Here is a 25,253-nt window from a genome sequence, read left to right as displayed (position 1 = left end):
GCTCGCCGCATTTTTTCAGGCCCTGAAAGGGTGCGGCCTCCTTATTAACTGACTCCGGGAGGCGCGAGGTCTGGGTGCTTGAAGCGCGCCAGCCACGCACAATCAATGGGACGTTTGACTACACACGTTTTGGATGCCGCACATGGCTGCCCTGGCAGCGCAATCAAGGTTGAACTGTACCGGGTCGAGGGAGCCCAGTTGGAGCTGGTCGCCAGCGCCCTGACCAACAGCGACGGCCGTTGCGATGCACCCTTGCTGCAAGGCGATGACTACCGTTCCGGGGTTTATCAATTGCAATTCCACGCCGGGGACTACTACCGCGCCCGTGGCGTTCAGCTACCTGAGCCGGCGTTCCTCGATGTGGTGGTGCTGCGCTTCGGTATCTCGGCCGAGCAGGACCATTACCACGTGCCACTGCTGATTTCGCCCTACAGCTATTCGACCTATAGAGGAAGCTAGGAGGCTCCCCCAAGAATCCTGCGCAAATAGCTTCTTTGGTCTTTCGCCCGCTCACACTGCGGGCTTTTTTTCGTCTGCTGAAAACCGTTGCCGGCAACCGCCCCCCGCAGGAGGCGGCTCGCCGATGTTGTCCTCAGCGGCTCAGCAGCGATGCCGCACCGGCGCCACTGAACAACCCGGCGCTGATGCGGTTGAACCAGCTCTGGCCCTTGCCGCTGCGCAGATAGCGCGCGGCACCGTGTGCGCCAAGGCCGTAGGCCAGCTTGCACAGCAGGTCGAGCACGGTCCAGGTGGCGATCATGATCAGCAGCTGTGGCAGGAACGGCTGCTCGGCACTGAGAAACTGCGGCAGGAAGGCGGCGAAGAACAGGATGTCCTTGGGATTGCTCGCCCCCAGGACGAATGCGCGCCCAAACAGTGCACGAAAGCGCGGAGTCGGTGCAGCCTCGGGCACATGGGCCCCCCGGGAAGGCTGCCGCGATTGTTGCCAGCTCTGCCAGGCGAGGTAGAACAGGTACAGCGCGCCGACGATTTTCAGGGCGCTGAACAGCTGTTCAGAGGCCAGCAGCAACGCACCCAGGCCCAGCGCCGAAGCGCTCAGCAGGCAGATCGAAGCAAACACCCCGCCGAGAAACGCCGGGTACGAACGGCGCAAGCCGTAGTTCAGGCTGTTGCTGATCATCAGCAAAGACAGGGGCCCCGGAATCAGGATTACCACCAGCGCCGCGCCGCTGAACAGCAGCCAGGTTTCCACACTCATCACTTTCCTCCCAATGCACAAAAGCCCCACCCGACGGGGTGAGGCGGTTAAAACCGGTGTCGCCTACAAGAAAATGAACTTGGCGATAAAGATCGCGCACAGCACGTACAGGCTGACGGAAATTTCCTTGTGCTTGCCGGTCCCGGCCTTCAGCACCACATAGGTGATAAAGCCCAGGGCGATGCCATCGGCCACTGAGAACGTCAGCGGCATCATGATTGCCGTGACGATCGCCGGAATGCTGTCCGTAGCCTCGTCCCAATTGATATGGGCCATGCCGCCCATCATCAGCATCGCCACGTAAATCAATGCGCCGGCGGTGGCATAAGCGGGAATCATGCCGGCCAGCGGTGCAAAGAACATGGCAGCGATAAATAGCACGCCGACGGTGACCGCGGTAAGACCAGTCCGACCACCTGCCGCGACCCCCGCGGCGCTTTCGACGTAGCTGGTTACCGGCGGCACCCCGACCATGGCCCCAAATACGCTGGACGCGCTGTCGGCCTTGAGAGCCCGGGAGAGGTTTTCGATCCGGCCATCGGCGTTGACCAGCCCAGCGCGTTGGGCCACGCCCATCAGGGTGCCGGCGGTGTCGAACATGTGCACAAACAGAAAGGCCAGGACCACGCTGATCATGCTGACGTTGAACACCCCGGCGATATCCATTGCCATCCAGGTCGGGGCCAGGCTCGGCGGGGTCGAGAGAATGCCGTTGTAATGCACCAGGTCCAGGCCCCAGCCGGCTGCGGTCACGGCGATGATGCTGATCAGGATCGCGCCGAACACCCGGTGGTAGCTGAGTACGGCGATCATCAGGAAGCAGATTGCTGCCAGCAATGGGCCGGGTTCGCGCAACGAACCGAGCTTGATCAGAGTGGCCGGGCTATCGACGACAATGCCTGCGGTTTTCAGGCCGATCAGCCCAAGGAACAAGCCGACCCCGGCGCCCATGGCATAACGCAGGCTTACCGGAATGCTATTGAGCAGCCATTCACGCACCCGGGACAGGGTCAGGATCATGAACAGCACGCCCGAGATAAATACGGCGCCCAGCGCGGTTTCCCAGGTGTAACCCATGGTGCCGACCACGGTGTAGGTGAAAAACGCATTGAGGCCCATGCCCGGCGCCAGGCCCACCGGCCAGTTGGCGTACAACCCCATCAGCAGGCAACCGAGGGCGGCGGCGATGCAGGTCGCGACGAACGCCGCGCCATGGTCGATGCCGGCGTCGGCCATGATGTTGGGGTTGACGAAGATGATGTAGGCCATGGTGATAAAGGTCGTCAGGCCGGCAATCAACTCAGTCTTGACCGTGGTGCCATGCAACTTGAGTTTGAAGATGCGCTCCAGCCAGCCATGGCGCAGCGGCGGCGAGAGGTCGAGCGTAGGGGCTTCGGATTTGCGGCTTTCCACAGCGAGTACTCCTCAAGAGTTTTATTGTTATTTCCAGAACCGGACACGCGAAGGTGGGCAGCGGCTCTTTGAGGCAGGCAAGGCTGGCGGGTTTTGTTGACTGAAAGGTCAGGAACTCGCACGGAGCGAATTATGCGTTTGTATACAAAGAAAGCAAATAATGTTTTCTATATTGTATTCGAAATACTCCGGCGCAAAGGCTATATGCGCCCAAGGGTGACGCAAGGCCGCCAGGCGCGGCCTGTACCGGCAACCGTGCAATCGATTTTTTGGGGCCAGATCTGGCCCGGGGAGGGGATCAGCGGTTTTCGCCCAGCGCCTTGTTCACGGCCAGCCAACCATTCACGGCCGCCTCGCCGGCTTCGGCAAATGCGCGCTGCAGCAGTTTGACCTGCTCGCGGCGCAATGACTGCTCAAAGCGCACACCGTCTTCGCTCAATTCGAGCAGGCGTTTGCGCTTGTCGGCTTCGGACGCAATGCTGCTGACCAGGTGCATTTCCATCAATTGGCGCAATGGAATGTTCAGCGCCTGCTTGCTCACGCCCAGGGCGGCGAGCAGTTCTTTCACGCTCAGCCCCGGGTAGCGGGCGATAAAAAACACAATGCGCTGGTGCACCCGGCTCAGGCCTCGGCGTTCGAGCATTTCGTCGGCTTTGGCGGTGAACGCCTGGTAGCCGAAGAAAAACGCTTCCATGGCATCTTGCTGAGTGGTTTGGTTTTTAAGGTCAAGCATATTGACGTATCTGTCCGGCTCGGCGTAATTTCGGTCAAGCAGTTTGACGTATTTCCTTCAGCCTTCGCTAGCGGTGATCCCCATGGCCTTCTCCGAACGTGTCTCTCGTCTTAAAAGCTCCCTGATCCGTGAAATCCTTGCCGCGGCCCAGCGCCCGGAAGTGATGTCGTTTGCTGGCGGGCTGCCGGCCGAAGTGATGCTGCCGAAGATCGAGTGGGACGACATGCCGCTGTCCATGGGCCAATACGGCATGAGTGAGGGCGAACCGCAACTGCGTGAAATCCTCGCTGCCGAGGCCCGGGCCCTGGGTGTGCCGTGTGAGGCGAGCCAGGTGCTGGTGGTCAGTGGTTCCCAGCAGACCCTGGATCTGGCAGCCAAGCTGTACATCGACAAGGGCACCGAGATCATGCTCGAAGCGCCGACCTACCTGGCGGCGCTGCAGATCTTCCAGCTGTTCGGCGCCGACTGCATCACCGTGCCCCTTGAGGCCGACGGACCAGACATTGCGTTGTTGCGCGCGCGCCTGGAGAAACACCGGCCGGCGTTTATCTACCTGATCCCGACTTTCCAGAACCCGTCGGCGGTGCGCTACAGCGAAGCCAAGCGCGATGCGGTGGCGGCGTTGCTCGACGAATTCGGCGTGACCCTGATCGAAGACGAACCCTATCGCGAGCTGACCTTTGACGGCGGCAGCGCCACCCCCATCGTCAGCCGCTTGAAAAAGGCCAGCTGGATCTACACCGGCACGGTGTCCAAGACCTTGCTCCCCGGTTTACGTGTGGGTTACCTGATCGCCAGCCCGGACCTGTTCCCGCATCTGCTGCGGCTGAAACAGTCGGCCGACTTGCACACCAACCGTGTTGGCCAGTGGCAGGCGATGCAATGGCTTGGCAGCGAAAAATTCCAGCAGCACCTGCACGAGTTGCGAGCTTTTTACCGGGTGCGCCGCGATGCATTTCAGGCCGCGCTGCAGACTCACTTCGCGGACCTGGCGGATTGGCAGGTGCCTCAGGGTGGACTGTTTTTCTGGCTGAGCTTGAAACAGCCCCTGGACACCCGCACCTTGCTCAAGCCGGCGCTGGAACAGGACGTGGCTTTTATGCCTGGCGAGCCGTTCTTTTCCGAGCCGGACCGCAATCCAGGTCATTTGCGGTTGAATTTCAGTCATATCGATCCAGCGCGGCTGGACGAAGGTCTCAAGCGGTTGGCCGCCGTAGTACGTCAAGCACAGGCTGCACAAGCAGCCTAAGGGGAGGGCCATGTACAAGGTTTACGGCGATTATCGTTCAGGCAACTGCTACAAGATCAAGCTGATGCTGCACCTGCTGGGGCTGCCCTATGCCTGGCAGGCGGTGGATATCCTCAATGGCGACACCCAGACCGAGGCCTTTCTGGCCAAGAACCCCAACGGCAAGATTCCGGTGCTGGAACTTGAAGACGGCACCTGCTTGTGGGAGTCCAACGCGATCCTAAACTTCCTGGCCGATGGCAGCCGGTTCTTGCCCAGCGAGCCGAGATTGCGCACCCAGGTCCTGCAATGGCAGTTTTTCGAACAATACAGTCACGAGCCTTACATCGCCGTGGCGCGTTTTATCCAGCTGTACCAGGGCTTGCCGGCAGAGCGGCAGCATGAATACGAAAAACTGCAAAAGCGCGGCTACAAGGCGCTGGACGTGATGGAACAGCAACTGAGCCGCACGCCCTACCTGGTGGGCGAGCAGTTCTCGATTGCCGATATTGCGTTGTATGCCTACACCCACGTGGCCGATGAGGGTGGATTCGACCTGGTTCGCTACCCGGCGATCCAGGCCTGGATCCAGCGGGTACAAAGCCAGCCGGGGTATATCGGGATGTTTGACTGAACCTGCGCGGCCGCCGGACCGGGGCTGAGCAGCCCGGGGGTTGGCGACCTCAAGCCGCCTGGAAGCGTTTGTCGAGGTAGTCGATGATTACTTTGGATTCATACATCCAGGTGGTCTGGCCGTTTTCTTCGATGCGCAGGCACGGGACTTTGATCTTGCCGCCCTGTTCCAACAGGGTCTGGCGGTCCTGTTCGTTGTTTTTCGCATCACGCAGGGCCACCGGCACGTTCAGGCGGCGCAGGGTGCGGCGGGTTTTCACGCAGAACGGGCAGGCATGGAACTGGTACAGGGTCAGGTCCTTGGCGGCCTGATCGACCTGGGCCTGGGCGGCGGCAGGGCGCTGCTGCTTGCGCGGGCGGGTGATGAAGTCGATGAGGATGATGAGTTGGCCCAGGCCGACTCGGAGCGCTTTGACAATCACAATTACAGCCTCTTGCCCATGAATGAAGGGGCGGCAGCTTACCTGATTTTGCTCAGGCGAAAAAAAACCGGCGATGAACGCCGGTTTTTCTGTGTTCGGTATTACTTGATCAGGCTGAGAAACTCGCTGCGGGTAGCCGCGTTTTCGCGGAACTCACCGAGCATCACCGAGGTGATCATGGACGAGTTCTGTTTCTCGACACCGCGCATCATCATGCACATATGCTTGGCCTCGATCACCACCGCCACGCCCAGGGCGCCCGTCACTTGCTGGACGGCGTCAGCGATCTGCCGGCTGAGGTTTTCCTGGATCTGCAGGCGGCGGGCATACATATCGACGATGCGCGCGACCTTCGACAGGCCCAGGACCTTGCCACTCGGAATGTAAGCGACGTGGGCCTTGCCGATGAAAGGCAGCAGGTGGTGTTCGCACAGCGAGTAAAGCTCGATGTCCTTGACCAGTACCATTTCGCTGTTGTCGGAGCTGAACAAGGCACCGTTGGTGACTTCTTCCAGCGTTTGTTCATAACCGCGGCAGAGGTACTGCATGGCTTTGGCGGCACGCTTGGGCGTGTCGAGCAGGCCCTCGCGGGAGACGTCCTCGCCCAGTTGGCCGAGGATCGCGGTGTAATTCTGTTCCAGGGACATGAAACTACCTGTGGGATTTTACGCAAAGGGCAAGGGTACGGTGGCGGACACGACGCTGCAAGCATGCAACATCGGCTTTATTCGTCGCGACCTTCCATCATGGTGCGTTTGAGCATGACGTAAACCGCTCCGGCACCGCCATGCCTGGCCTGGCACGAGGTGAAGCCAAGCACTTGCGAATGCTGGCGCAACCAGGTGTTGACGTGGCTTTTGATCATCGGCCGCTTGCCGTCCAGGCGCACAGCCTTGCCGTGGGTTACGCGCACGCAACGGATTTCGAATTTGGTGGCTTCGGCGAGAAAGGCCCACAGGGTTTCCCGGGCTTTTTCCACGGTCATGCCGTGCAGGTCGAGGCTGCCTTCGAACGGGATCTGGCCAACCTTCAGCTTGCGCATCTGGCTTTCCTGAACTCCGTCGCGGGCCCACATCAACTCGTCTTCCGGACCCACGTCGATAACGAACTGGTCGGACAGGCCATCCACAGTCGTGGCGTCGTTGCGCACGGTCGCGGCCTGGCGCAATGTCGCAATCTGCGCCCGGTCGGACTTGGGTTTGCCGGTATCGGCGCGATCATGCTTGATCGGCTTGACGCCGCGGATCTCGCTTTTGAACAGGGAAAAATCGTCGTCTTGCATGTCAGCCTCCGCGAAGGGCGGCTAGTTTACCCAACTCGACGCCAGCGGCGCGACAAAACACGGGCGCGTCGAGTCAGTCATGTTTTTTCATCAGGTGCGGGGCGATGTTCAGCGTTTGCGGTTGGCGCATGCGGCGCCGGCAGCGACGCCAGAGCCAGACACCGGCGTACAGCAACAACAGGCCCACCACCAGAATCACCGCCGAGCCGGCTGGGCTCGCATTCAACTCGCCGAGTGCCGGAGGGCGTCCGAGCAGGCTGGCAGCGCCGGCCATTGCCAGCAGCACACCGAAGGTCGCCAGCAATGCAGAGAATGCCGCGCCCAAGCGCAATCGCCAGTTTCGCGGGCCTTTGGGCCGTAGTCGGCGTGCGTCAAAACCATCGGATATCTTCATTCCGACCTTCCTCAATGGGTATCGGCCCTTCGACCGGGAGATGCGCGGGTTGTTCCTGAGGCTAAGGCAATTGCCGCCAATGACAGGTTATTACGGATGAGCGGCCCACCAGCCGCTCATCTGGGGAGGGGATCAAATCAGATCTTTGGTCTGCGCCAGGGTGGCGAAGTTGTCGGCCATGATTGCCATTTCGGTCTGCTGCACGGTTTCGGCGCTGAGGATGCCGCCCTTGTAGGGCAGGTCGCGGGTGGCGCAGGCGTCCTCGACTAACGTGCAGCGAAAGCCCAGGTTCTTGGCCGCGCGCACGGTGGTGCTGACGCTGGAGTGGCTCATGAAGCCGGCGACGATCAGGTCGAGCGAGCCGAGGTCCTGCAGGCGTTTTTCCAGGTCGGTGCCATGGAAGGCGCTGGGCAGCAGCTTGCCGATGATGGTTTCGTCACCTTGGGGCTCTAGACCCGGGATGAACTCGCCCCGTTCGCCTTGCGGGTCGAACAGGCCGCCGACGGTGCCGAGGTGACGCACATGCACCACTGGCCGGCCGGCTGCGCGGGCAGCGGCCACCAGTTGCTGGATGTTGGCGACGGCCGCCGCCATGCCGGACAGCGCCAGCGGGCCGTTCAAATATTCTTTTTGGGCGTCGATGATCACCAGGGTCGCGTGGCTCAGATTGGCCGCTGCATAACCACGACCGCTGAGTTGAAACATCGTCTTTGGAACAGACATTCTGGGGCTCCTGTGAGTGGGGCTTTTGCGTCATTGTCCTCTGGCAGAGCGCTTCTGTGAATCGCTACTAACGTAAGGTGCGCCGTTGTTGGCTTACAGCCGTGTCAAGGGCCGCGTGCAATGGCGTCCGACGACGAAAAACGGCTCCGGTGCCGGGTTTTTTCAAGCGTCGTCGGGGAGCGTTTAGGCTGCTAGAATTGCCAGTCGTTTTTTCAGGAGTCTGCCCGTGATCACTTCCCGCCTGCGCACCTTGCGCGACCACATCCGCTGGGCTGTCAGCCGTTTTCATGGGGAGGATCTTTTTTTCGGCCATGGGACCGACAATGCCTGGGATGAAGCCCGCCAGTTGGTACTGGGAGCCCTACATCTGCCGTGGGAAATCGCCGACAGTTATCTGGATTGCGCGCTGGAGGACGATGAGCTGGTCAACCTGCAACGGCTGCTCAAGCGTCGGATCGAAGAGCGCATCCCCACCGCCTACCTGTTGGGCGAGGCCTGGTTCTGTGGCTTGTCGTTCATTGTCGACGAGCGTGTGCTGATCCCGCGTTCGCCGATTGGCGAGCTGATCGAAAAACGCTTTGCGCCCTGGTTGGGCAGCGAGCCTGCGCGGATTCTCGATCTGTGCACCGGGTCCGGCTGTATCGGTATTGCCTGTGCCTACGAATTCCAGAGTGCCGAAGTGGTACTCGCCGACCTGTCGTTCGAAGCCCTTGAAGTAGCCAATCAGAACATCGAGCGCCATGGCGTCGATGAACGTGTATTCACCGTGCAGGGCGACGGGTTTGACGGGTTGCCGGGGCAGCGGTTCGACTTGATCGTGTCCAACCCGCCCTATGTCGACGCCGAAGATTTTGCCGACATGCCCGATGAGTATCAGCACGAACCGGAGCTGGGCCTGGCCTGTGGTGAAGACGGCCTGAACCTGGTGCGACGCATGCTGGCCGAGGCCGGCGAGCACCTGACCGAGAAGGGCTTGCTGATCGTCGAGGTCGGTAACAGCCAGGTGCATGTCGAGGCGCTGTACCCGGAAGTCGACTTCGCCTGGCTCGACTTCGCGCGTGGCGGCCATGGCGTGTTCATGCTGACCGCCGAGCAGTGCCGAGCGCATCAGGGGCTGTTCGCCTCCCGCGTCTGAGGCATGAAAAAGCCCGCTCGATGGCGGGCTTTTACGTGACAGCACGGATGTTCAGCGGTGGGTGGCGATCCAGATCAGCAGCCCGGCCTGGAACACCGCAAAGGCCACCAGGCAACTGATGGTAAAGCGCAGCCCGGTGTCTTCGCGTTTGTACTTGCTGACCTTTTCGTCCTGCTTGCGCAGTTTGCCTTCCAGCTCTTCGAGGTTCTGTTCGGCTTGCTGGAGCATCTGTGCGGCTTCGAGGATTTCCACGAACTGCAGCTTCTCGGTGTTCCACTTGTCCAGCAGTTCACCGACCTGCACCGCCTTCACGCTGCCCTTCAAGTGCTGGGCATCGGCGTAGACCACATCAAAGCCCTGGGTGCGCAGCACGTGGTCGCGGCGCAGGCGCGTGTCTTCGTTCAGCGCATCCTTGTTCGCCAGGTCAAAGCCTTCGATCCGATAGTGCGACCACTTCTTCTGCGCCCAAATCGCCGCCTGGGCCAGCAGGAAGCGGCCGATGCCGCGGTTTGCCGGTTCGATCTGCAAACCGCTTTCCGGCTGGAACGTGACGCTGTGGGTGGCATGGTCGACCCACAAATCCAGATGATTCTGTTCCTTGCGTACCCGTTGCCCGGGCAACGAAATACTCATGCGCAACAAGCTGTGCTCTTTGTTACTGCGCTCGGCATAACCGAACTCCACAAAACGCAAAGGCCGCCCACCGGTGGCGCGATCAGTCTGCAGCGGTGCCAGGCGGAGCATCTTATGGTGCTCGGCATGCACATCCGCCCACGGCCGCTCGACCGCCTCCGGGGCGGGTTTGTCGAGTTCGGTGTCGGTTGAATTCGGGGTTTCAGTCATAACGGCGAGGTCCTGTCCAAGCGCTGCTTGCCGACGGAAAGTAAGCGGCCGGCAAAGGCTTATCGGCCGTTTTTTTCAGGACTGGAGGGCGAAAATGCGTTAACGGATGTGAAGTCCGTCAATAAATCCGAGAATTTTCGTTCCCAGCTCGGCGGCCAGTGGCAGTTGCGGATCCTTGTACGAGGCCAACTGACGCTTGATGTCGTTGGGCACGATGCGCATCACGTGGTTCATACCCTCGATCAGCGCCAGCTGCGCATCCGGCTTGGCGGCCTTGAGCATTTGCGCATCGCCGACGCCGACCTGGATGTCGTTGCTGCCCTGGATGATCAGGGCCGGCATTTTCAGTCTGGCAAAGGCGGCGGACGGGTCTTCCCGGAACAGGGTGATCAGGTAGGGCTGGACGCTGGGGCGGAAGATCACCTGCAGTTGCGGCGGCACGTCTTCATCCACCCGGCCGGCCTTGAGGCTGTCCAGGAGTTCGTTGGCGCGCAGCATCAGCGCGGGTGGCAGGCGGTAGCTCAACTGCTGGCGCAGTACCTGGTCGACCGGGCGCGCTGTGCCGGACACCGAAATGACCGCCGCCGCATCCAGTTGCGGAGCGGCGAGGGTGGCAATCAGCGCACCTTCACTGTGGCCAAGCACGATCAGCGGGCCCAGGCGCGAGTCGGCCTTGAGCTTCTGGCCCCAGGCCACGGCGTCCGACACGTAGGCGTCGAGGGTCAGGTTGCGTTCGTCCGGGGTCGCGGCCAGGCTGGCGGCGACCCCGCGCTTGTCGTAGCGCACGCTGGCGATGTTGTGCTTGGCCAGCACCCAGGCCAGGCGCTTGAGGCTGTCATTGCGCCCGCCGTCCGGGTTGTTGCCGTCGCGATCGGTGGGCCCGGAGCCGGAGATGATCAGCACCACCGGCACCGGCTGCTCGGATTTGGGCAGCAGCAGCGAGCCATAGAGTTCGCCGTGCCCGGTGTCCAGGCTGATCGGGCGTTGCAATACGGCGGCCTGGACCAGGCCGGTGAACAGGGTAAGGCTCAAGAGGAGAACTCGCAGCATCATCACGCCATCATGGATAAGGTGCCGGTTGGACTTCCCGGTACGGATAAGGTTCGAGGATGAACTAGTCCGATAGCCTGCGTATACTGGCGTGCTCAGTAATCCTGATTGAGTTATTTCGGCTGATTTCACGGAGCTCCCCGCATGTCCGGCAATACCTACGGCAAGCTGTTCACTGTCACCACCGCGGGCGAAAGCCATGGTCCGGCGTTGGTCGCCATTGTCGACGGCTGCCCGCCGGGCCTCGAGCTGTCGCTGGACGATCTGCAACGTGACCTGGACCGGCGCAAACCCGGCACCAGCCGCCATACCACCCAGCGTCAGGAGCCCGATGAGGTCGAGATCCTTTCCGGGGTATTCGAAGGCAAGACCACGGGCTGCGCCATCGGTCTGCTGATCCGCAATACCGACCAGAAGTCCAAGGATTACTCGGCGATCAAGGATCTGTTTCGCCCCGCTCACGCTGACTACACCTACCACCATAAATACGGCGTACGCGACTACCGTGGCGGCGGCCGCAGTTCGGCGCGGGAAACCGCCATGCGCGTCGCGGCCGGTGCCATCGCCAAGAAGTTCCTGGCCACCCAGGGCATTGTGGTCCGCGGCTACATGAGCCAGCTGGGCCCGATCGAGATCCCGTTCAAGACCTGGGACTCGGTGGAAGACAACGCCTTTTTCAGCTCCGACCCGGACAAAGTGCCGGAGCTGGAGGCCTATATGGACCAGTTGCGCCGCGACCAGGATTCGGTCGGAGCCAAGATCACGGTAGTCGCCGAAGGCGTGATGCCGGGCCTGGGCGAGCCGATTTTCGATCGCCTGGACGCCGAACTGGCCCACGCGCTGATGAGCATCAATGCGGTCAAGGGCGTGGAGATCGGCGCCGGCTTTGCCAGCGTCGCCCAGCGCGGTACCGAACACCGTGACGAACTGACCCCGGAAGGTTTCCTCAGCAACAACGCCGGCGGCATCCTCGGCGGGATCTCTTCGGGGCAGCCGATCATTGCCCACCTGGCACTCAAGCCAACCTCCAGCATCACCACTGCGGGCCGTTCCATCGACATTGACGGCAATCCGGTGGACGTCATCACCAAGGGCCGTCACGACCCGTGCGTCGGCATTCGCGCCACGCCGATCGCCGAGGCGATGATGGCCATCGTGCTGATGGATCACCTGCTGCGTCATCGCGGGCAGAATGCCGACGTGCGCGTCAGCACGCCGGTGCTGGGCCAGTTGTAATGGCGGTCCTGCCAGTCGCCACGGTCTGAACGCCGTGGCGGCGCTCCCGTACTGGCGGCTCTCCAGTTTCTACCTGTTCTATTTCGCCTTGCTGGGGTCGACCGCGCCGTTTCTTGCGCTGTATTTCGACCACCTGGGGTTTTCCAGCGCGCGCATTGGCGAGTTGGTGGCCATCCCCATGCTGATGCGCTGCGTGGCGCCCAATATCTGGGGCTGGCTGGGGGACTACAGCGGGCGGCGCCTGGCTATCGTGCGTTTTGGCGCGATCTGCACGTTGCTGAGTTTTTCGCTGATTTTCATCAGCAAGACCTACGCCTGGCTGGCGATGGTCATGGCCCTGCACGCCTTCTTCTGGCACGCGGTGCTGCCCCAGTTCGAAGTGATCACCCTGGCCCATCTGCGGGGCCAGCCCGCCCGCTACAGCCAGATCCGCCTGTGGGGCTCGATCGGTTTTATCCTGGCGGTGGTCATCATCGGGCGCCTGTTCGAATGGCTGAGCCTGGATATCTACCCGGTGACGCTGGTGGTGATCATGTCCGGAATCGTACTCAGCAGCGCCTGGGTGCCCAATGCCCAGCCTGCGACCCAGGGCAGCAACCGCTCGGCCGGTTCGGGGTTTCTCAAGCAACTGCGGGTGCCGGGCGTCCTGGCGTTTTATCTGTGCGTGGCCTTGATGCAGTTGAGCCATGGCCCGTATAACACCTTCCTCACGTTGCACCTGGAGCGACTCGGTTACAGCCGTGGGTTGATCGGCCTGTTGTGGGCGCTGGGGGTGGTGGCCGAAGTGCTGATGTTCCTGGCCATGAGCCGGATCCTGGCGCGCTTTTCAGTACGCCGGGTGCTGCTGGCGAGTGTGCTGCTGGCGGCCTTGCGCTGGCTGCTGCTGGGGGAGTTTGCCGAGTACCTCGGGGTCTTGCTGCTGGCCCAGGTACTGCACGCGGCGACATTCGGCAGCTTTCATGCGGCTGCCATTCATTTCGTGCAACGTAGTTTCGGTGCCCGCCAGCAGGGTCAGGGCCAGGCGCTATATGCCGCCCTGGCCGGTGCCGGTGGGGCCATGGGGGCCTTGTATTCCGGTTACAGCTGGAATGCCCTGGGACCTGTGTTGACCTTTAGTATTGCCAGCGTCGCAGCTTTGGCTGCAGCCGTTATCATTGCCACACGTATGCAAGAGGACAGGCCATGAGCCTTACCCGTGAACAGCTCGCCCAGGAAATCATCGATGCCGGGCGCTTTCTTTATGGCCGCGGCTGGTCGCCGGCCACCAGCAGCAACTATTCGGCCCGCCTGTCGTCGACCGAGGCTTTGCTCACGGTCTCTGGTAAGCACAAGGGGCAGTTGGGGGTGGACGATGTGCTGGCCACCGACCTGGCCGGCAACAGCCTGGAACCAGGGAAGAAGCCGTCGGCGGAAACCCTGCTGCACACCCAGCTCTACAGTTGGCGCCCGCAGATCGGTGCGGTATTGCATACCCATTCGGTGAACGCCACAGTGCTCTCGCGCCTGACCCCGGGGACCGTGATCGAGTTCGAAGACTACGAATTGCAGAAAGCCTTCAGCGGCATCTCGACCCACGAGTCGCGGGTACGGGTACCGATTTTTGACAATGATCAGGACATTGCGCGCCTGGCAGCCAAGGTCCAGCCCTGGCTGGAGGCCCACCCGGATTGCGTCGGCTACCTGATTCGCGGCCATGGCCTGTACACCTGGGGCGCACGCATGAGTGATGCGCTGCGCCAGATCGAGGCTTTTGAGTTTCTGTTCGAATGCGAGTTGAAGACCCGCGCGATCCTGAACCGTTAAACCGTCAAGGCTTTCTTCGACCGAAGTAGCCATCGCCTGATGAAGTGCCTCGCCTGACCGGTGTGTAAAAGCCGGAAGGCGGGACGAAGACCTAGGAGTTGCCATTATGAGCAGCCTGTCCGTTTACCACGTATCCAGCCCGGACCTGCCAAACAAGGTCCTGACCCATTTCGACGATATCGCTTCGACCCTGGCCGAGCAGGGCGTGCGTTTCGATCGCTGGCAAGCTGCCAGCAAGATCGAACCGGGCGCCAGCCAGGAAGAAGTGATCGCCGCCTACCAGGTGCAGATCGATCGCCTGATGACCGAGCGCGGCTACATCACCGTCGATGTCATCAGCCTCAACAGCGATCATCCGCAAAAAGCTGAATTGCGCGCCAAGTTCCTCGACGAGCACCGACACGGCGAAGATGAAGTACGGTTTTTCGTCGCCGGGCGTGGGCTGTTTACCCTGCATATCGATGATTATGTGTACGCGGTGCTGTGTGAGAAAAACGACCTGATCTCGGTGCCAGCTGGCACCCCGCACTGGTTTGACATGGGCGAGCACCCGCATTTCGTCGCCATCCGCCTGTTCAATAATGCAGAAGGTTGGGTCGCTCAATTCACCGGCGAAGACATCGCCAGCCGTTTCCCACGCCTGGAGGATTGAGCGGATGCCGATCAAGGCCATTCTGACCGACATTGAAGGCACCACCAGCGCGGTGAGTTTCGTGTTTGATGTGCTGTTTCCCTACGCCGCCACGCATTTGCCCGACTTTGTTCGCCAGCACGCCACCCGCGCAGATGTGGCCGAGCAGTTGCAGGCGGTGCGCCAGGACAGCGGCGAAACGGCGGCGGATGTGGAGCGGGTGATCGAGATCCTGCTGGGCTGGATCGCCGAAGACCGCAAGGCCACGCCGCTCAAGGCATTGCAGGGCATGGTCTGGGAGCAGGGTTATCAGGCCGGCCAGCTCAAAGGGCATGTCTACCCCGACGCGGTCGAAGCGCTGCAGCGCTGGCATCAGCAAGGTTATGAGTTGTATGTCTACTCGTCCGGCTCGATCCAGGCGCAGAAACTGATCTTCGGCTGTTCGGATGCCGGGGATCTGTCTGGGCTGTTCAGCGGGTATTTCGACACCACTTCAGGCCCCAAGCGCGAGGAGCAATCCTATCGCCGCATCAGCCAGGCCATGGCTTGCCCGGCGGCGCAGGTGCTGTTCCTGTCGGATATCGTCCAGGAACTGGACGCAGCCAAAGCCGCCGGCATGGCCACTTGTGGCCTGGTGCGCGACGGCGGGGAATTGCTTGGGCATCTTAATGTAACGAGCTTTGCCGATATCGATCCGGCCAGCTTCTAAAACGAAGGCCGTGTCAGCGCAAGGCTGGCACGGCCTGAGGTGTGGCGCGAGCTTCACTCAAACGGAGTGATAGGTCGGCAGGGCGAAGCGATTCTGGCTTTGCAGCATGGAAATCTGTGGCAACTCGCTGGCTTGTTCGGCCAGGTCGCGACGAATCGCACTGATCACCCAAGACAACTGGTCACCGGCATGCAACTGCGCGTAGGAGATCGACCGTTTGAACTGTCGGCCTTCGCTATTGCGCAATGTGAGCAGGATGCCGCCGTCAGGACGTGGCTGGGTGGTGACTTCGAAGTTGGAGAACAGCGACGAAAATTTTTCTTGGATCAGGCTCATGTCTATCAGCTCCGTTAGCTCTTGAATGGCAAGCGTGGAGTGATAGGTGCAGCGATTGTGCCAGTATTTGATTTTAATAAAAATCTATTAAAATCAACATGTTACAAGTTATCCGATTTTTCTTTTTCGTGCATATTGCATGAATGGCCATCGTGCATCCTGCATTTTGCGTGGTTCGGGCGGGCTCTGGCGCTCGATCCGGGTACCGCTGTGACCCTGGCACCGTCCTAAAAATTCCATGCCTCAGACTTGCGGTCGGTAATTTTTCCCCAGGGCAGGCGTTGCCGGGGGATACAAAACTTTGCAAAAACCACGTGTACAGTCCGAGAACGGCTGACGTATTTTTCAGCCTGCAACGCTGCCTCACGGCTGTCGTGGCCAAGCGTTGTGCCAGCTGTTTACGGGAGTTGCCGAGTAGTGCCGGTTATCACGACAGGGAAAGTCATGAGCGGCGGATTGCGAGGTCCGCTCGACCGAATAATAAGAAACAGGATGGGATCCATGAACAGCAATCAAAGCGACATGATCACCTGGGGCATGATAATTCGTAAGTTGCCGTCCATTGCCCGGGCGTTGCCTCGGGTGCTCAAGGGCATGAAAGCGGCCAACGTCGAGAAACCTGATCAAGCCTGCGGTCTGGGCTGGACCTTCGAACAGGCAACACAGCGCAATCCCGATGGCGCGGCGCTGCTCTATGGCAACCAGCGGCTGACTTATACACAGGTCAACCAATGGGCCAACCGCATCACTCATTACCTGCAGCAACAGGGCCTGGGCAAGGGCGATGTGGTGGCGATCTTCATTGAGAACCGCCCGGAACTGCTGGTGGCGGTGCTGGCGGTGGCCAAGCTGGGTGGCATCTGCGCAATGCTCAATACGGCGCAGACCCAGGGCGTGCTCGCGCACAGCCTGAATCTGGTCAAGCCGGCAGCGATTGTGGTTGGTGGCGAACTGGTCGCGGCCTATTCCGCGGTTCGCCCGCAGTTGGCGATCGACGCGCAGCGGACCTGGTTTGTTGCCGATCAACAGACTTTTGTCGATCCGGGCGAGGCGCCCGAGGGCTACATCAACCTGATCAGCGCCAGCGCCGATTCGCCATCGAGCAATCCGCCGAGCACTCAACAGATCTACCTCGATGACCCGTGCTTCTACATCTATACCTCCGGTACCACCGGCCTGCCCAAGGCCGGGATCTTCAAGCACGGGCGCTGGATGCGTACCTCCGCCAGCTTCGGCACCATCGCCCTGAATATGCAGCCCGAAGACGTGGTCTATTGCACCTTGCCGCTGTACCACGCCACCGGGCTTTGTGTGTGCTGGGGTTCGGCCATTGTCGGCGCCTCGGGGTTTGCGATCCGGCGCAAGTTCAGTGCCAGCCGGTTCTGGGATGACGTACGACAATTCAATGCGACCACCCTGGGCTATGTCGGCGAGCTCTGCCGCTACCTGATCGATCAGCCGCCCAGCGCCCGGGACCGTGACAACCCGGTGTTGAAGATGATCGGCAATGGCCTGCGCCCGGGCGTCTGGGCCGAGTTCAAGCAACGTTTCGGAGTTGGGCATATCTGCGAGCTGTACGCCGCCAGCGACGGCAATATCGGTTTCACCAACGTGCTCAACTTCAACAACACCATTGGGTTTTCCCTGGCGTCCTGGGCCTTGGTGGAGTACGCCCACGACACGGGGGAACCGATCCGCAACAGTGCCGGGTTCATGCAGAAGGTCGCCAAGGGCGGGCAGGGCCTGCTGTTGGCGAAGATCGATGACAAGGCGCCTCTGGACGGCTACACCGAGCCAGAGAAAAACCGCAAGGTCACGCTGTGCGATGTGTTCGAGAAGGGCGATCGCTACTTCAACACCGGCGATCTGCTGCGCGATATCGGTTTTGGCCATGCGCAATTCGTCGACCGCCTGGGCGATACCTATCGCTGGAAGGGCGAAAACGTCTCCACCACCGAGGTCGAGAATATCTTCCTGCAACACCCCCATATCGCCGAGGCCGTGGCCTACGGAGTGCAAGTGCACAACACCAACGGCCGTGCCGGAATGGCGGCGATCACCCCGGCCGAGTCCCTGGCGACCCTGGATTTTCGCGACCTGCTGCAATTTGCCCGGGAGCAGATGCCGGCGTATGCCGTGCCGCTGTTCCTGCGGGTGAAGGTCAAGATGGAAACCACCGGCACCTTCAAATACCAGAAAACCCGGCTCAAGGAAGAAGCCTTCGACCCCGCAAAAACTGGTGACGACCCGATCTATGCCTGGCTGCCAGGCTCGGATACCTATGTGCAGGTAACTGAACAGACGGTGCTGGATATCCAGTCGGGCAAATTCCGTTATTGATTCTGGCTATGGCCGCTCTTGAGAAAAAAGGGGTGACAGGGCCGGGGCGGCTTAAGGAAACTAGCGCCTTTGCAATTTGCCGAATGTGGAGTTTCCGATGACAGACAACAGCCGCCAGATGACCCAGGAAGAAGCTGAGGAGTTTGCCGAGCAGGTGTTCAACGTGGCCCGTCAGGGTGACGCATTGATGCTCGACAGGCTGGTGAGCGACGGCCTGCCGATCAACCTGCGCAACCACAAGGGCGACACTTTGCTGATGCTCGCCAGCTACCACGGCCACCTGGACGCGGTGCAAGTGCTGCTCAAACACAAGGCCGACCCGGAGATTCGCAACGATAACGGTCAGAGCCCGATTGCCGGCGCGGCGTTCAAGGGCGACCTGGCGGTGGTCAAGGCGTTGGTCGAGGGCGGCGCCGAGGTTGAAGGTTCGTCCTTCGACGGCCGTACCGCGCTGATGATGGCCGCGATGTTCAACCGCACCGAGATCGTCGACTACCTGATCAGCCAGGGCGCCGACCCCAAGGGCCGCGACGCGAATGGCGTGAGTGCGCTGGAGGCGGCCAAGACCATGGGCGCCAAGGACACGATCGCGCAGCTTGAGCGCCTGCTGGGCTGACCGCAGGGGAGGGCGAGGGCGCAACACCCTCGCCGCCTCCGGGCCTTTGCGCTATCCTGCGCGCCCGAAAAAATCACTCGCCTTCAGGATGCACCCATGAAAACCGCCCTAATCGAACTCATCGGCAAAATCAGCTCCGGGTGCATGGGCGATGCTGAAATCGAGCAAATCGCCACCGACGCGGCGCAAGCCTACGCCGACCCCGAAGCGTTTCTGACGGCCAATCCGGACATCAACTACGACGATACTTTCCCGATCCCGCTGGGTGAGTGGGTGGTAGTGGGTAGTCTGCCGGACACCGTGCTGTTCCAGGCCGATACCTATGTCGACCTGTTCGCCCAGATCGTCGACTCGTTCGGCCCGGGCGTGACCTTCAACATCAAGCCCAAGCAACTGGCGAAGACCGAGGCGTTGACTGCCCTCAACCGCATTCAGATCCAGATGGCCAGCATGAACCCGGAAAACGGCGGTTATGTGCTGATGAATTTCAGCCAACTGCTGGATGACGAGCTGCAACTGGTGCTGGTGTATGGCAACGACGTGCCGCGCGTCCTGGAGTTGTGCGCCGAGGTAGGGATCGCCGCTGCGCCGTCCCTGGAAGCACTCAAAGTCGCGATTCACGTTTAAAGCCGGCGATCTGCGCAATAAAACGGAACCCTGGCCAGGCGCGGCTATCCTAAGGGTGCAATCCATCACTTGGGAGCAACACCATGGGATCCACCTTCAATGGCCTTATCGGCCTTATTATTCTGGCGCTGGATATCTGGGCGATCATCAACGTTCTGAAAAGTAGCGCAGAAACCGGGATGAAAATCATCTGGGTGCTGCTGATCATCCTGTTGCCGGTGCTGGGTCTGATTATCTGGGCGATCGCCGGGCCGCGAGGCAACGTGCGGATCTGACCCCCAGCGGGTGTAACAGCCCTCGAGCCCCGGCAGCGGCTGCCGGGTGATCCATGCCGTGGCCCGGGCCGGGCATGAAAGTCGAACCAGAAGGTTCGACCTGTCATGTTCGGCGACGTAGAATGCGCGCCTTTCCTTGGTTGAATGCCCACACGCAGGTGTCGGCATCCGACCATCATGGGCGGGTAACCGTCCGTTGCCACCAGCATTTATCGGGGGACTTACCCATGAGCAGCACCAAGACCAGCGAATACCTGGAAACCCTCTACGAAGGCTACGGCCAGCGTTTTCGCGTGGAAAAAATGCTTCACGAAGTGCGCACCGAGCACCAGCACCTGGTGATTTTCGAAAACCCGCGCATGGGCCGGGTCATGGCGTTGGACGGTGTGATCCAGACCACCGAGGCTGACGAATACATCTACCACGAGATGCTGACCCACGTGCCGATCCTCGCCCACGGCACGGCCAAGCGCGTGCTGATCATCGGCGGCGGTGACGGCGGCATGTTGCGTGAAGTGACCAAGCACCGCGGTATCGAACACATCACCATGGTCGAGATCGACGGCACCGTGGTCGAAATGTGCAAGGAGTTTCTGCCCAACCACTCCAAGGGTGCGTTCGATGATCCACGCCTGAACCTGGTGATCGACGACGGCATGCGCTTCGTCGCTACCACCGAAGAGAAGTTCGACGTGATCATCTCCGACTCCACCGACCCGATCGGCCCGGGTGAAGTCCTGTTCTCGGAAAACTTCTACCAGGCTTGCCATCGCTGCCTGAATGAAGGCGGGATCCTGGTGACCCAGAACGGCACGCCGTTCATGCAACTGGGTGAAGTCCAGACCACCGCCGGCCGCCTGCGCAGCCTGTTCCCGGATTGGCACTTCTATCAGGCGGCGATTCCGACCTACATCGGCGGCGCCATGACCTTTGCCTGGGGCGCGACCGACACCGCGTATCGCAAGCTGTCCCGTGACGTCCTGCGCCAGCGTTTTGCCGGCAGCGGTATCGTGACGCGCTACTACAACCCGGAAATTCATATCGGCGCCTTTGCCCTGCCGCAATACGTCTTGCAAGCAGTGAACAAACCGAGCAACGACTGATCATCATATGGAAAGGGCCTCAGGGCCCTTTTTTATGTGACCAAATATGCGTTGCACAAAATTTTCACAAAGTTTCCAAGACAATCCGCCCGCACCGTTTCCTCTGTTTTGTGACGCAATCTCTTGCCCTAGAGCCGTTGCGGGCTTGCTTGGGTGTTTGCCAGTAATCAATGGCAATGCCACGAGTGATCGTGCAACATTTGCGCTCCGCGTATCCCCCCTGCCCCTGGTGGCGAAAAGAGGGCAGAGCGCAGCTGCATTTTTGAAACTTAAACTTCCAATGGGTCCTAAAACGACATGGCAAACCCGGACGCCCTGAGTCAGCAGCGAGCCTCGAATCGCCTGCTGCAACCGACCGTCAAATCCCACCTGGCTTATACGCTGCTGTGCGCGTTGGTCATGATGGTGATGTTCACTTTGCTGCGCGTGGCGCTGCTGGCCTACAACCGCGAGATGATCCTCGACACCCCGGCTTCGACCTTTCTCGAAGCGTTCGCCAACGGTCTGCGTTTTGACCTGCGGCTGGTGGTGTACCTGAGCATTCCGCTGTTGCTGGCACTGTTCAGCGCCAGGGCCATGGCCGCACGCGGCTTCTTCCGCTTCTGGCTGACCCTGGTATCGAGCATCGCGCTGTTCCTCGGCCTGATGGAGATGGACTTCTACCGTGAGTTCCACCAGCGCCTCAACGGCCTGGTCTTCCAGTATGTGAAGGAAGACCCGAAAACCGTGATGAGCATGCTCTGGTATGGCTTCCCGGTGGTGCGTTACCTGCTGGCGTGGGCCGTGGGTACCTGGATCCTGAGCCTGGCGTTCAAGGGCGCTGACCGTGCGACCCGCCCTCGTGGCCCCTTCAGTGGTGGCAGCATCGGCACCCGGCAGATCGCCCCCTGGTACGCCCGGGTCGGTGTGTTCGTGGTCTGCCTGCTGATCTGTGTGGTTGCAGCGCGTGGCACCTTGCGCCAGGGGCCGCCGCTGCGTTGGGGTGACGTGTACACCACCGACTCCAACTTCGCCAACCAGCTCGGCCTGAATGGCACCTTGCAACTGGTGGCGGCAGCCAAGGACCGCATGTCGGAAGACCGCGGCAACATCTGGAAAGCCACCCTGCCTCAGGAAGAAGCGACCAAGATCGTGCGCCAAATGCTGGTGATGCCGGACGAAAAACTGGTGGATGCCAACACGGCCGCCGTGCGCCGTGACTACACGCCGCCCGCCGAGAAGACCCTGCCGATCAAGAACGTGGTCGTGATCCTGATGGAAAGCATGGCCGGTCACTCGGTCGGTGCATTGGGCGCTCCCGGCAACATCACGCCGTACCTCGACAAGCTGTCCAAGGAAGGGCTGCTGTTCGATAACTTCTTCTCCAATGGCACCCATACCCACCAGGGCATGTTTGCCACCATGGCCTGCTTCCCGAACCTGCCCGGTTTCGAATACCTGATGCAGACCCCGGAAGGCAGCCACAAGTTGTCGGGCCTGCCGCAACTGCTCAGTGCTCGCAAGTACGACGATGTGTACGTCTACAACGGCGACTTCGCCTGGGATAACCAGTCGGGCTTCTTCAGCAACCAGGGCATGACCAACTTTGTCGGGCGCAACGACTTCGTCAACCCGGTGTTCTCCGATCCGACCTGGGGCGTATCCGACCAGGATATGTTCGATCGCGGCCTGGTCGAGCTCAAGGCGCGGGAGAATGGCGCACCGTTCTATGCCCTGCTGCAAACCCTGTCCAACCACACGCCTTATGCGCTGCCGACGCCGTTGCCGGTTGAGCCGGTGACCGATCGCGGCACCCTGAATGAGCATTTGACCGCCATGCGCTACGCCGACTGGGCGTTGGGCCAGTTCTTCGAGAAGGCGCGCAAAGAGCCTTACTTCAAGGAAACCCTGTTCGTGGTGGTGGGTGACCATGGCTTCGGCAACGAGCGCCAGATCACCGAAATGGACCTGGGCCGCTTCAACGTGCCGATGCTGATGATCGCGCCGGGGATCCAGGAAAAGTTCGGTCCGCGCAGCCACATCGTCGGGACCCAGGTCGACATCGTGCCGACCATCATGGGCCGCCTGGGTGGCGAAGTGCGTCACCAGTGCTGGGGCCGTGACCTGCTGAACCTGCCGGAAGGCGACACCGGGTTTGGCGTGATCAAGCCATCGGGTAGCGAGCAGACCACCGCCATTGTGACGGCGGGCGAGATCCTGGTGCTGCCGAAGGAAAAGGAAATGCTGCCCAAGATGTACCAATACCAACTGGGGACTAACCCACGAGCTGAAATCGTTCCGGACGCACCTGATACCGCCGAGATGAAACTCAAGTTGGAAGCCTTCCTGCAAACAGCCACCAAGAGTCTGATTGATAACACGGCCGGTGTTATCGATGGCAAGCCGGACTGATCAGTAAGCGCAATAAAAAAGAGGCCCTGCAAGGGCCTCTTTTTTTTCAGCTATACAGTAGCGATGTACTTATATTCGACCCAGCAGCAGCAATACCAGCAGCACTACCAGAACCACACCGATGATACCGGACGGGCCGTAACCCCAGCTTCTGGAGTGCGGGAACACCGGAAGACCACCGATCAGAAGAAGTATCAGAATAACGATCAGAATTGTGCCCATGTCGATTTCCTTATTGGAGTTTTCGGTCAAGACGCGGCTGTTTGACGACGAGGTTCAGTTATCAACTAAGCCGAACCGCTTAATAAATCCGACTCTGCACGCGGAGAAAAAATTCCAAGTATTTTTAATGTTTTTTGCACACGGGTTTATTTCTTTTAATGCTGGGGCAATTGCCCCTCGGCGCTGAACTTATTGATTCGCGCCAAGTCCCGACTCGGATTGTGCAAGGCATGGGGGCTAAGTTTGCCTGGGGCATTCAGCATTCTGATGGTACGTGGGAGAGCCAGGCTCCTTCGCTACACTGCGGCTCAACTTCCCCGGAACAACAAGGCAACTCCTATGCAAAATCGCATGATGATTACTGGCGCCGGGTCCGGCCTGGGTCGTGAAATCGCACTGCGCTGGGCTCGTGAAGGTTGGCAGTTGGCGTTGTCCGATGTCAGTGAGCCGGGCTTGCAGGAAACCCTGAAGCTGGTGCGCGAGGCGGGTGGCGATGGCTTCGTGCAGCGCTGCGATGTGCGCGACTACAGCCAATTGACCGCGTTTGCCCAGGCCTGCGAGGTGAAGCTGGGCGGTATCGATGTGATCGTCAACAACGCCGGGGTGGCCTCGGGCGGGTTTTTCAGCGAGCTGTCCCTGGAGGATTGGGACTGGCAGATTGCAATCAACCTGATGGGCGTGGTCAAGGGCTGCAAGGCGTTCCTGCCGTTGCTGGAACAGAGCAAGGGCAAGATCATCAACATCGCCTCCATGGCGGCCCTGATGCAGGGCCCGGCCATGAGCAACTACAACGTGGCCAAGGCCGGTGTGGTGGCGCTGTCGGAAAGCCTGCTGATCGAGTTGGCGCAACAGGAGGTTGGGGTGCATGTGGTATGCCCGTCGTTCTTCCAGACCAACCTGCTGGATTCATTCCGTGGCCCGACCCCGGCGATGAAAGCCCAGGTCGGCAAACTGCTTGAAAGCTCGCCCATCAGCGCGGCCGACATTGCCGACTATATCTACCGTCAGGTCGCCGCCGGCGAGTTCATGATCCTGCCCCATGAGCAGGGCCGCATGGCCTGGGCCCTGAAGCAGAAGAACCCGCAGCTGCTGTACGACGAAATGACCCTGATGGCCGACAAGATGCGGGCCAAGGCCCGGCAAAGCGCAAGCTGAACTTGCCCGCTGGCCGGTGCGTCGTTAGGGTTGCCGGCATCTGGCAATCCTGACGAGACCTTGCATGCTCAATTACCTGTGGTTTTTCCTTGCCGCGCTGTTTGAAATCGCTGGCTGCTACGCCTTCTGGATGTGGTTGCGCCAGGGCAAGAGTGCCTGGTGGATCATCCCCGCGCTATTGAGCCTGACCCTGTTTGCCCTGTTGTTGACCCGCGTCGAGGCCACTTATGCGGGGCGCGCCTACGCCGCCTATGGCGGGATCTACATCATCGCTTCGATTGGCTGGCTGGGGCTGGTGGAGCGGGTGCGTCCGCTGAGCTCGGACTGGCTCGGGGTGGCACTGTGTGTGATAGGCGCGAGCGTCATCCTGTTCGGCCCACGCTTCTCCAACGGCTGATCGGGCCCAATGCGGGCCCGCAGACTCTCAGTCGAACAGGGCCTTGGGCACATCGTGCTTGAGCATCAACTGGCACTGTTCGCTCTCCGGATCGAAAACGATCAGCGCCTGACCCTTGCTCAAGGCCTGGCGCACCCGCAGCACGCGGGTTTCCAGTGGCGTGTCATCGCCATTATCGGTGCCGTCGCGGGTCACGAAGTCTTCGATCAGGCGGGTCAGGGTGTCGACTTCAAGTTGGTCGTGGGGAATCAGCATACGGGCCTCCGGCAAACAATCCCGGATGCTACTGCGCCCGGGCCTGCACCGCCAGCCAAAGCGCGTGCAGGTAGGGTGTCAG

General features: G+C 60.7%; 30 protein-coding genes. 17 read left to right on the top strand and 13 right to left on the bottom strand.

From position 1 onward, the window contains the following. Positions 1 to 105 precede the first annotated feature (105 nt). Positions 106 to 459 (top strand): hydroxyisourate hydrolase, encoded by a 354-nt coding sequence (uraH, locus tag MF4836_RS13700; protein WP_078470741.1) that lies wholly within the window; start codon positions 106 to 108, stop codon positions 457 to 459. A 133-nt stretch (positions 460 to 592) separates the two neighbouring features. Here the strand turns inward: uraH and MF4836_RS13695 are convergent, their stop codons facing one another. The 3 genes from MF4836_RS13695 to MF4836_RS13685 all read right to left on the bottom strand — a co-directional run bounded on the left by MF4836_RS13695 (position 593) and on the right by MF4836_RS13685 (position 3,365). Next, positions 593 to 1,219, bottom strand: coding sequence for a LysE family translocator (locus MF4836_RS13695; protein ID WP_078470740.1), 627 nt, complete (start codon positions 1,217 to 1,219; stop codon positions 593 to 595). 63 nt (positions 1,220 to 1,282) lie between these two features. Further along, positions 1,283 to 2,632 carry an NCS2 family permease gene (locus tag MF4836_RS13690; protein ID WP_020299589.1) on the bottom strand — a complete coding sequence of 450 codons (1,350 nt, stop codon included), beginning with the start codon at positions 2,630 to 2,632 and terminating at the stop codon, positions 1,283 to 1,285. Positions 2,633 to 2,930: 298 nt separating this feature from the next. Then, a complete protein-coding gene (locus tag MF4836_RS13685) occupies positions 2,931 to 3,365 on the bottom strand; it encodes a MarR family winged helix-turn-helix transcriptional regulator (protein ID WP_078470739.1) in 435 nt (144 codons plus the stop codon). 82 nt (positions 3,366 to 3,447) lie between these two features. Between MF4836_RS13685 and MF4836_RS13680 the strand changes: the two genes are divergently transcribed. Both MF4836_RS13680 and MF4836_RS13675 read left to right on the top strand, forming a co-directional pair. Next, on the top strand, positions 3,448 to 4,614 hold the full coding sequence (locus MF4836_RS13680) for an aminotransferase-like domain-containing protein (RefSeq protein ID WP_078470738.1): 1,167 nt from the start codon (positions 3,448 to 3,450) through the stop codon (positions 4,612 to 4,614). 10 nt (positions 4,615 to 4,624) lie between these two features. Further along, positions 4,625 to 5,227 carry a glutathione S-transferase family protein gene (locus tag MF4836_RS13675; protein WP_078470737.1) on the top strand — a complete coding sequence of 201 codons (603 nt, stop codon included), beginning with the start codon at positions 4,625 to 4,627 and terminating at the stop codon, positions 5,225 to 5,227. 49 nt (positions 5,228 to 5,276) lie between these two features. Here the strand turns inward: MF4836_RS13675 and MF4836_RS13670 are convergent, their stop codons facing one another. From MF4836_RS13670 to MF4836_RS13650, 5 genes are all read right to left on the bottom strand, one after another. Next, entirely contained in the window at positions 5,277 to 5,648 is a 372-nt protein-coding gene (locus MF4836_RS13670; RefSeq protein ID WP_020299593.1) for a glutathione S-transferase N-terminal domain-containing protein, read from the bottom strand. 101 nt (positions 5,649 to 5,749) lie between these two features. Then, complete coding sequence (gene folE, locus MF4836_RS13665) at positions 5,750 to 6,295, bottom strand: GTP cyclohydrolase I FolE (protein WP_003204506.1); 546 nt, start codon at positions 6,293 to 6,295, stop codon at positions 5,750 to 5,752. Positions 6,296 to 6,372: 77 nt separating this feature from the next. Beyond that, positions 6,373 to 6,930: a Smr/MutS family protein gene (locus tag MF4836_RS13660; RefSeq protein WP_020299594.1), complete on the bottom strand. Its 558-nt coding sequence runs from the start codon at positions 6,928 to 6,930 to the stop codon at positions 6,373 to 6,375. A 73-nt stretch (positions 6,931 to 7,003) separates the two neighbouring features. Next, on the bottom strand, positions 7,004 to 7,324 hold the full coding sequence (locus MF4836_RS13655) for a hypothetical protein (protein ID WP_043230410.1): 321 nt from the start codon (positions 7,322 to 7,324) through the stop codon (positions 7,004 to 7,006). Between the two features lie 132 nt (positions 7,325 to 7,456). Further along, the gene (locus tag MF4836_RS13650; RefSeq protein WP_078470736.1) at positions 7,457 to 8,047 is read right to left on the bottom strand and encodes a cysteine hydrolase family protein; all 591 of its coding nucleotides are present in this window, start codon (positions 8,045 to 8,047) and stop codon (positions 7,457 to 7,459) included. Positions 8,048 to 8,273: 226 nt separating this feature from the next. On the opposite strand from MF4836_RS13650, the gene prmB reads away from it, so the two are divergent. Next, the gene (gene prmB, locus MF4836_RS13645; RefSeq protein ID WP_078470735.1) at positions 8,274 to 9,182 is read left to right on the top strand and encodes a 50S ribosomal protein L3 N(5)-glutamine methyltransferase; all 909 of its coding nucleotides are present in this window, start codon (positions 8,274 to 8,276) and stop codon (positions 9,180 to 9,182) included. A 51-nt stretch (positions 9,183 to 9,233) separates the two neighbouring features. Here prmB and MF4836_RS13640 read toward each other — a convergent pair whose 3' ends face one another. Together MF4836_RS13640 and MF4836_RS13635 are read right to left on the bottom strand one after the other, a co-directional pair. Then, complete coding sequence (locus MF4836_RS13640) at positions 9,234 to 10,025, bottom strand: hypothetical protein (protein WP_078470734.1); 792 nt, start codon at positions 10,023 to 10,025, stop codon at positions 9,234 to 9,236. Between the two features lie 99 nt (positions 10,026 to 10,124). After that, entirely contained in the window at positions 10,125 to 11,078 is a 954-nt protein-coding gene (locus tag MF4836_RS13635) for an alpha/beta hydrolase (RefSeq protein WP_020299599.1), read from the bottom strand. A 141-nt stretch (positions 11,079 to 11,219) separates the two neighbouring features. On the opposite strand from MF4836_RS13635, the gene aroC reads away from it, so the two are divergent. The 5 genes from aroC to mtnC all read left to right on the top strand — a co-directional run bounded on the left by aroC (position 11,220) and on the right by mtnC (position 15,454). Next, on the top strand, positions 11,220 to 12,311 hold the full coding sequence (aroC, locus tag MF4836_RS13630; RefSeq protein WP_078470733.1) for a chorismate synthase: 1,092 nt from the start codon (positions 11,220 to 11,222) through the stop codon (positions 12,309 to 12,311). A 34-nt stretch (positions 12,312 to 12,345) separates the two neighbouring features. Then, positions 12,346 to 13,497 carry an MFS transporter gene (locus MF4836_RS13625; RefSeq protein WP_078470732.1) on the top strand — a complete coding sequence of 384 codons (1,152 nt, stop codon included), beginning with the start codon at positions 12,346 to 12,348 and terminating at the stop codon, positions 13,495 to 13,497. Beyond that, positions 13,494 to 14,114: a methylthioribulose 1-phosphate dehydratase gene (locus tag MF4836_RS13620; protein ID WP_078470731.1), complete on the top strand. Its 621-nt coding sequence runs from the start codon at positions 13,494 to 13,496 to the stop codon at positions 14,112 to 14,114. Before MF4836_RS13625 ends, MF4836_RS13620 begins: the two co-directional genes overlap by 4 nt. Before the next feature lie 106 nt (positions 14,115 to 14,220). Then, positions 14,221 to 14,766 carry a 1,2-dihydroxy-3-keto-5-methylthiopentene dioxygenase gene (locus tag MF4836_RS13615; RefSeq protein WP_078470730.1) on the top strand — a complete coding sequence of 182 codons (546 nt, stop codon included), beginning with the start codon at positions 14,221 to 14,223 and terminating at the stop codon, positions 14,764 to 14,766. Positions 14,767 to 14,770: 4 nt separating this feature from the next. Then, a complete protein-coding gene (gene mtnC, locus MF4836_RS13610; RefSeq protein WP_078470729.1) occupies positions 14,771 to 15,454 on the top strand; it encodes an acireductone synthase in 684 nt (227 codons plus the stop codon). A 57-nt stretch (positions 15,455 to 15,511) separates the two neighbouring features. Here the strand turns inward: mtnC and MF4836_RS13605 are convergent, their stop codons facing one another. Beyond that, on the bottom strand, positions 15,512 to 15,790 hold the full coding sequence (locus tag MF4836_RS13605; RefSeq protein WP_020299605.1) for a DUF3509 domain-containing protein: 279 nt from the start codon (positions 15,788 to 15,790) through the stop codon (positions 15,512 to 15,514). Between the two features lie 501 nt (positions 15,791 to 16,291). On the opposite strand from MF4836_RS13605, the gene MF4836_RS13600 reads away from it, so the two are divergent. The 6 genes from MF4836_RS13600 (at position 16,292) to MF4836_RS13575 (ending at position 23,142) form a co-directional block, all read left to right on the top strand. After that, positions 16,292 to 18,130: a long-chain-acyl-CoA synthetase gene (locus tag MF4836_RS13600; protein ID WP_078470728.1), complete on the top strand. Its 1,839-nt coding sequence runs from the start codon at positions 16,292 to 16,294 to the stop codon at positions 18,128 to 18,130. A 97-nt stretch (positions 18,131 to 18,227) separates the two neighbouring features. Further along, positions 18,228 to 18,746, top strand: coding sequence for an ankyrin repeat domain-containing protein (locus tag MF4836_RS13595; protein WP_078470727.1), 519 nt, complete (start codon positions 18,228 to 18,230; stop codon positions 18,744 to 18,746). A gap of 96 nt (positions 18,747 to 18,842) precedes the next feature. Next, positions 18,843 to 19,373 carry a hypothetical protein gene (locus MF4836_RS13590; protein WP_078470726.1) on the top strand — a complete coding sequence of 177 codons (531 nt, stop codon included), beginning with the start codon at positions 18,843 to 18,845 and terminating at the stop codon, positions 19,371 to 19,373. An 83-nt stretch (positions 19,374 to 19,456) separates the two neighbouring features. Continuing rightward, the gene (locus MF4836_RS13585) at positions 19,457 to 19,648 is read left to right on the top strand and encodes a PLDc N-terminal domain-containing protein (RefSeq protein ID WP_020299609.1); all 192 of its coding nucleotides are present in this window, start codon (positions 19,457 to 19,459) and stop codon (positions 19,646 to 19,648) included. Positions 19,649 to 19,875: 227 nt separating this feature from the next. Beyond that, positions 19,876 to 20,751, top strand: coding sequence for a polyamine aminopropyltransferase (speE, locus tag MF4836_RS13580; RefSeq protein ID WP_020299610.1), 876 nt, complete (start codon positions 19,876 to 19,878; stop codon positions 20,749 to 20,751). A 297-nt stretch (positions 20,752 to 21,048) separates the two neighbouring features. Beyond that, positions 21,049 to 23,142 (top strand): LTA synthase family protein, encoded by a 2,094-nt coding sequence (locus MF4836_RS13575; protein ID WP_078470725.1) that lies wholly within the window; start codon positions 21,049 to 21,051, stop codon positions 23,140 to 23,142. Positions 23,143 to 23,211: 69 nt separating this feature from the next. On the opposite strand, the gene MF4836_RS13570 is transcribed toward MF4836_RS13575, so the two are convergent. Beyond that, entirely contained in the window at positions 23,212 to 23,370 is a 159-nt protein-coding gene (locus MF4836_RS13570; protein WP_177323429.1) for a DUF3309 family protein, read from the bottom strand. Positions 23,371 to 23,703: 333 nt separating this feature from the next. Between MF4836_RS13570 and MF4836_RS13565 the strand changes: the two genes are divergently transcribed. Further along, a complete protein-coding gene (locus MF4836_RS13565; RefSeq protein ID WP_020299613.1) occupies positions 23,704 to 24,519 on the top strand; it encodes an SDR family oxidoreductase in 816 nt (271 codons plus the stop codon). A 64-nt stretch (positions 24,520 to 24,583) separates the two neighbouring features. After that, the gene (locus MF4836_RS13560) at positions 24,584 to 24,916 is read left to right on the top strand and encodes a YnfA family protein (RefSeq protein ID WP_078470724.1); all 333 of its coding nucleotides are present in this window, start codon (positions 24,584 to 24,586) and stop codon (positions 24,914 to 24,916) included. 27 nt (positions 24,917 to 24,943) lie between these two features. On the opposite strand, the gene MF4836_RS13555 is transcribed toward MF4836_RS13560, so the two are convergent. Further along, the gene (locus tag MF4836_RS13555; RefSeq protein WP_020299615.1) at positions 24,944 to 25,171 is read right to left on the bottom strand and encodes a YheU family protein; all 228 of its coding nucleotides are present in this window, start codon (positions 25,169 to 25,171) and stop codon (positions 24,944 to 24,946) included. Positions 25,172 to 25,253: the final 82 nt, after the last annotated feature.

It is taken from the genome of Pseudomonas sp. MF4836, from assembly GCF_002018875.1.
Taxonomy (GTDB): Bacteria; Pseudomonadota; Gammaproteobacteria; order Pseudomonadales; family Pseudomonadaceae; genus Aquipseudomonas.
This window is presented reverse-complemented; position numbering and strand designations above follow the sequence as displayed.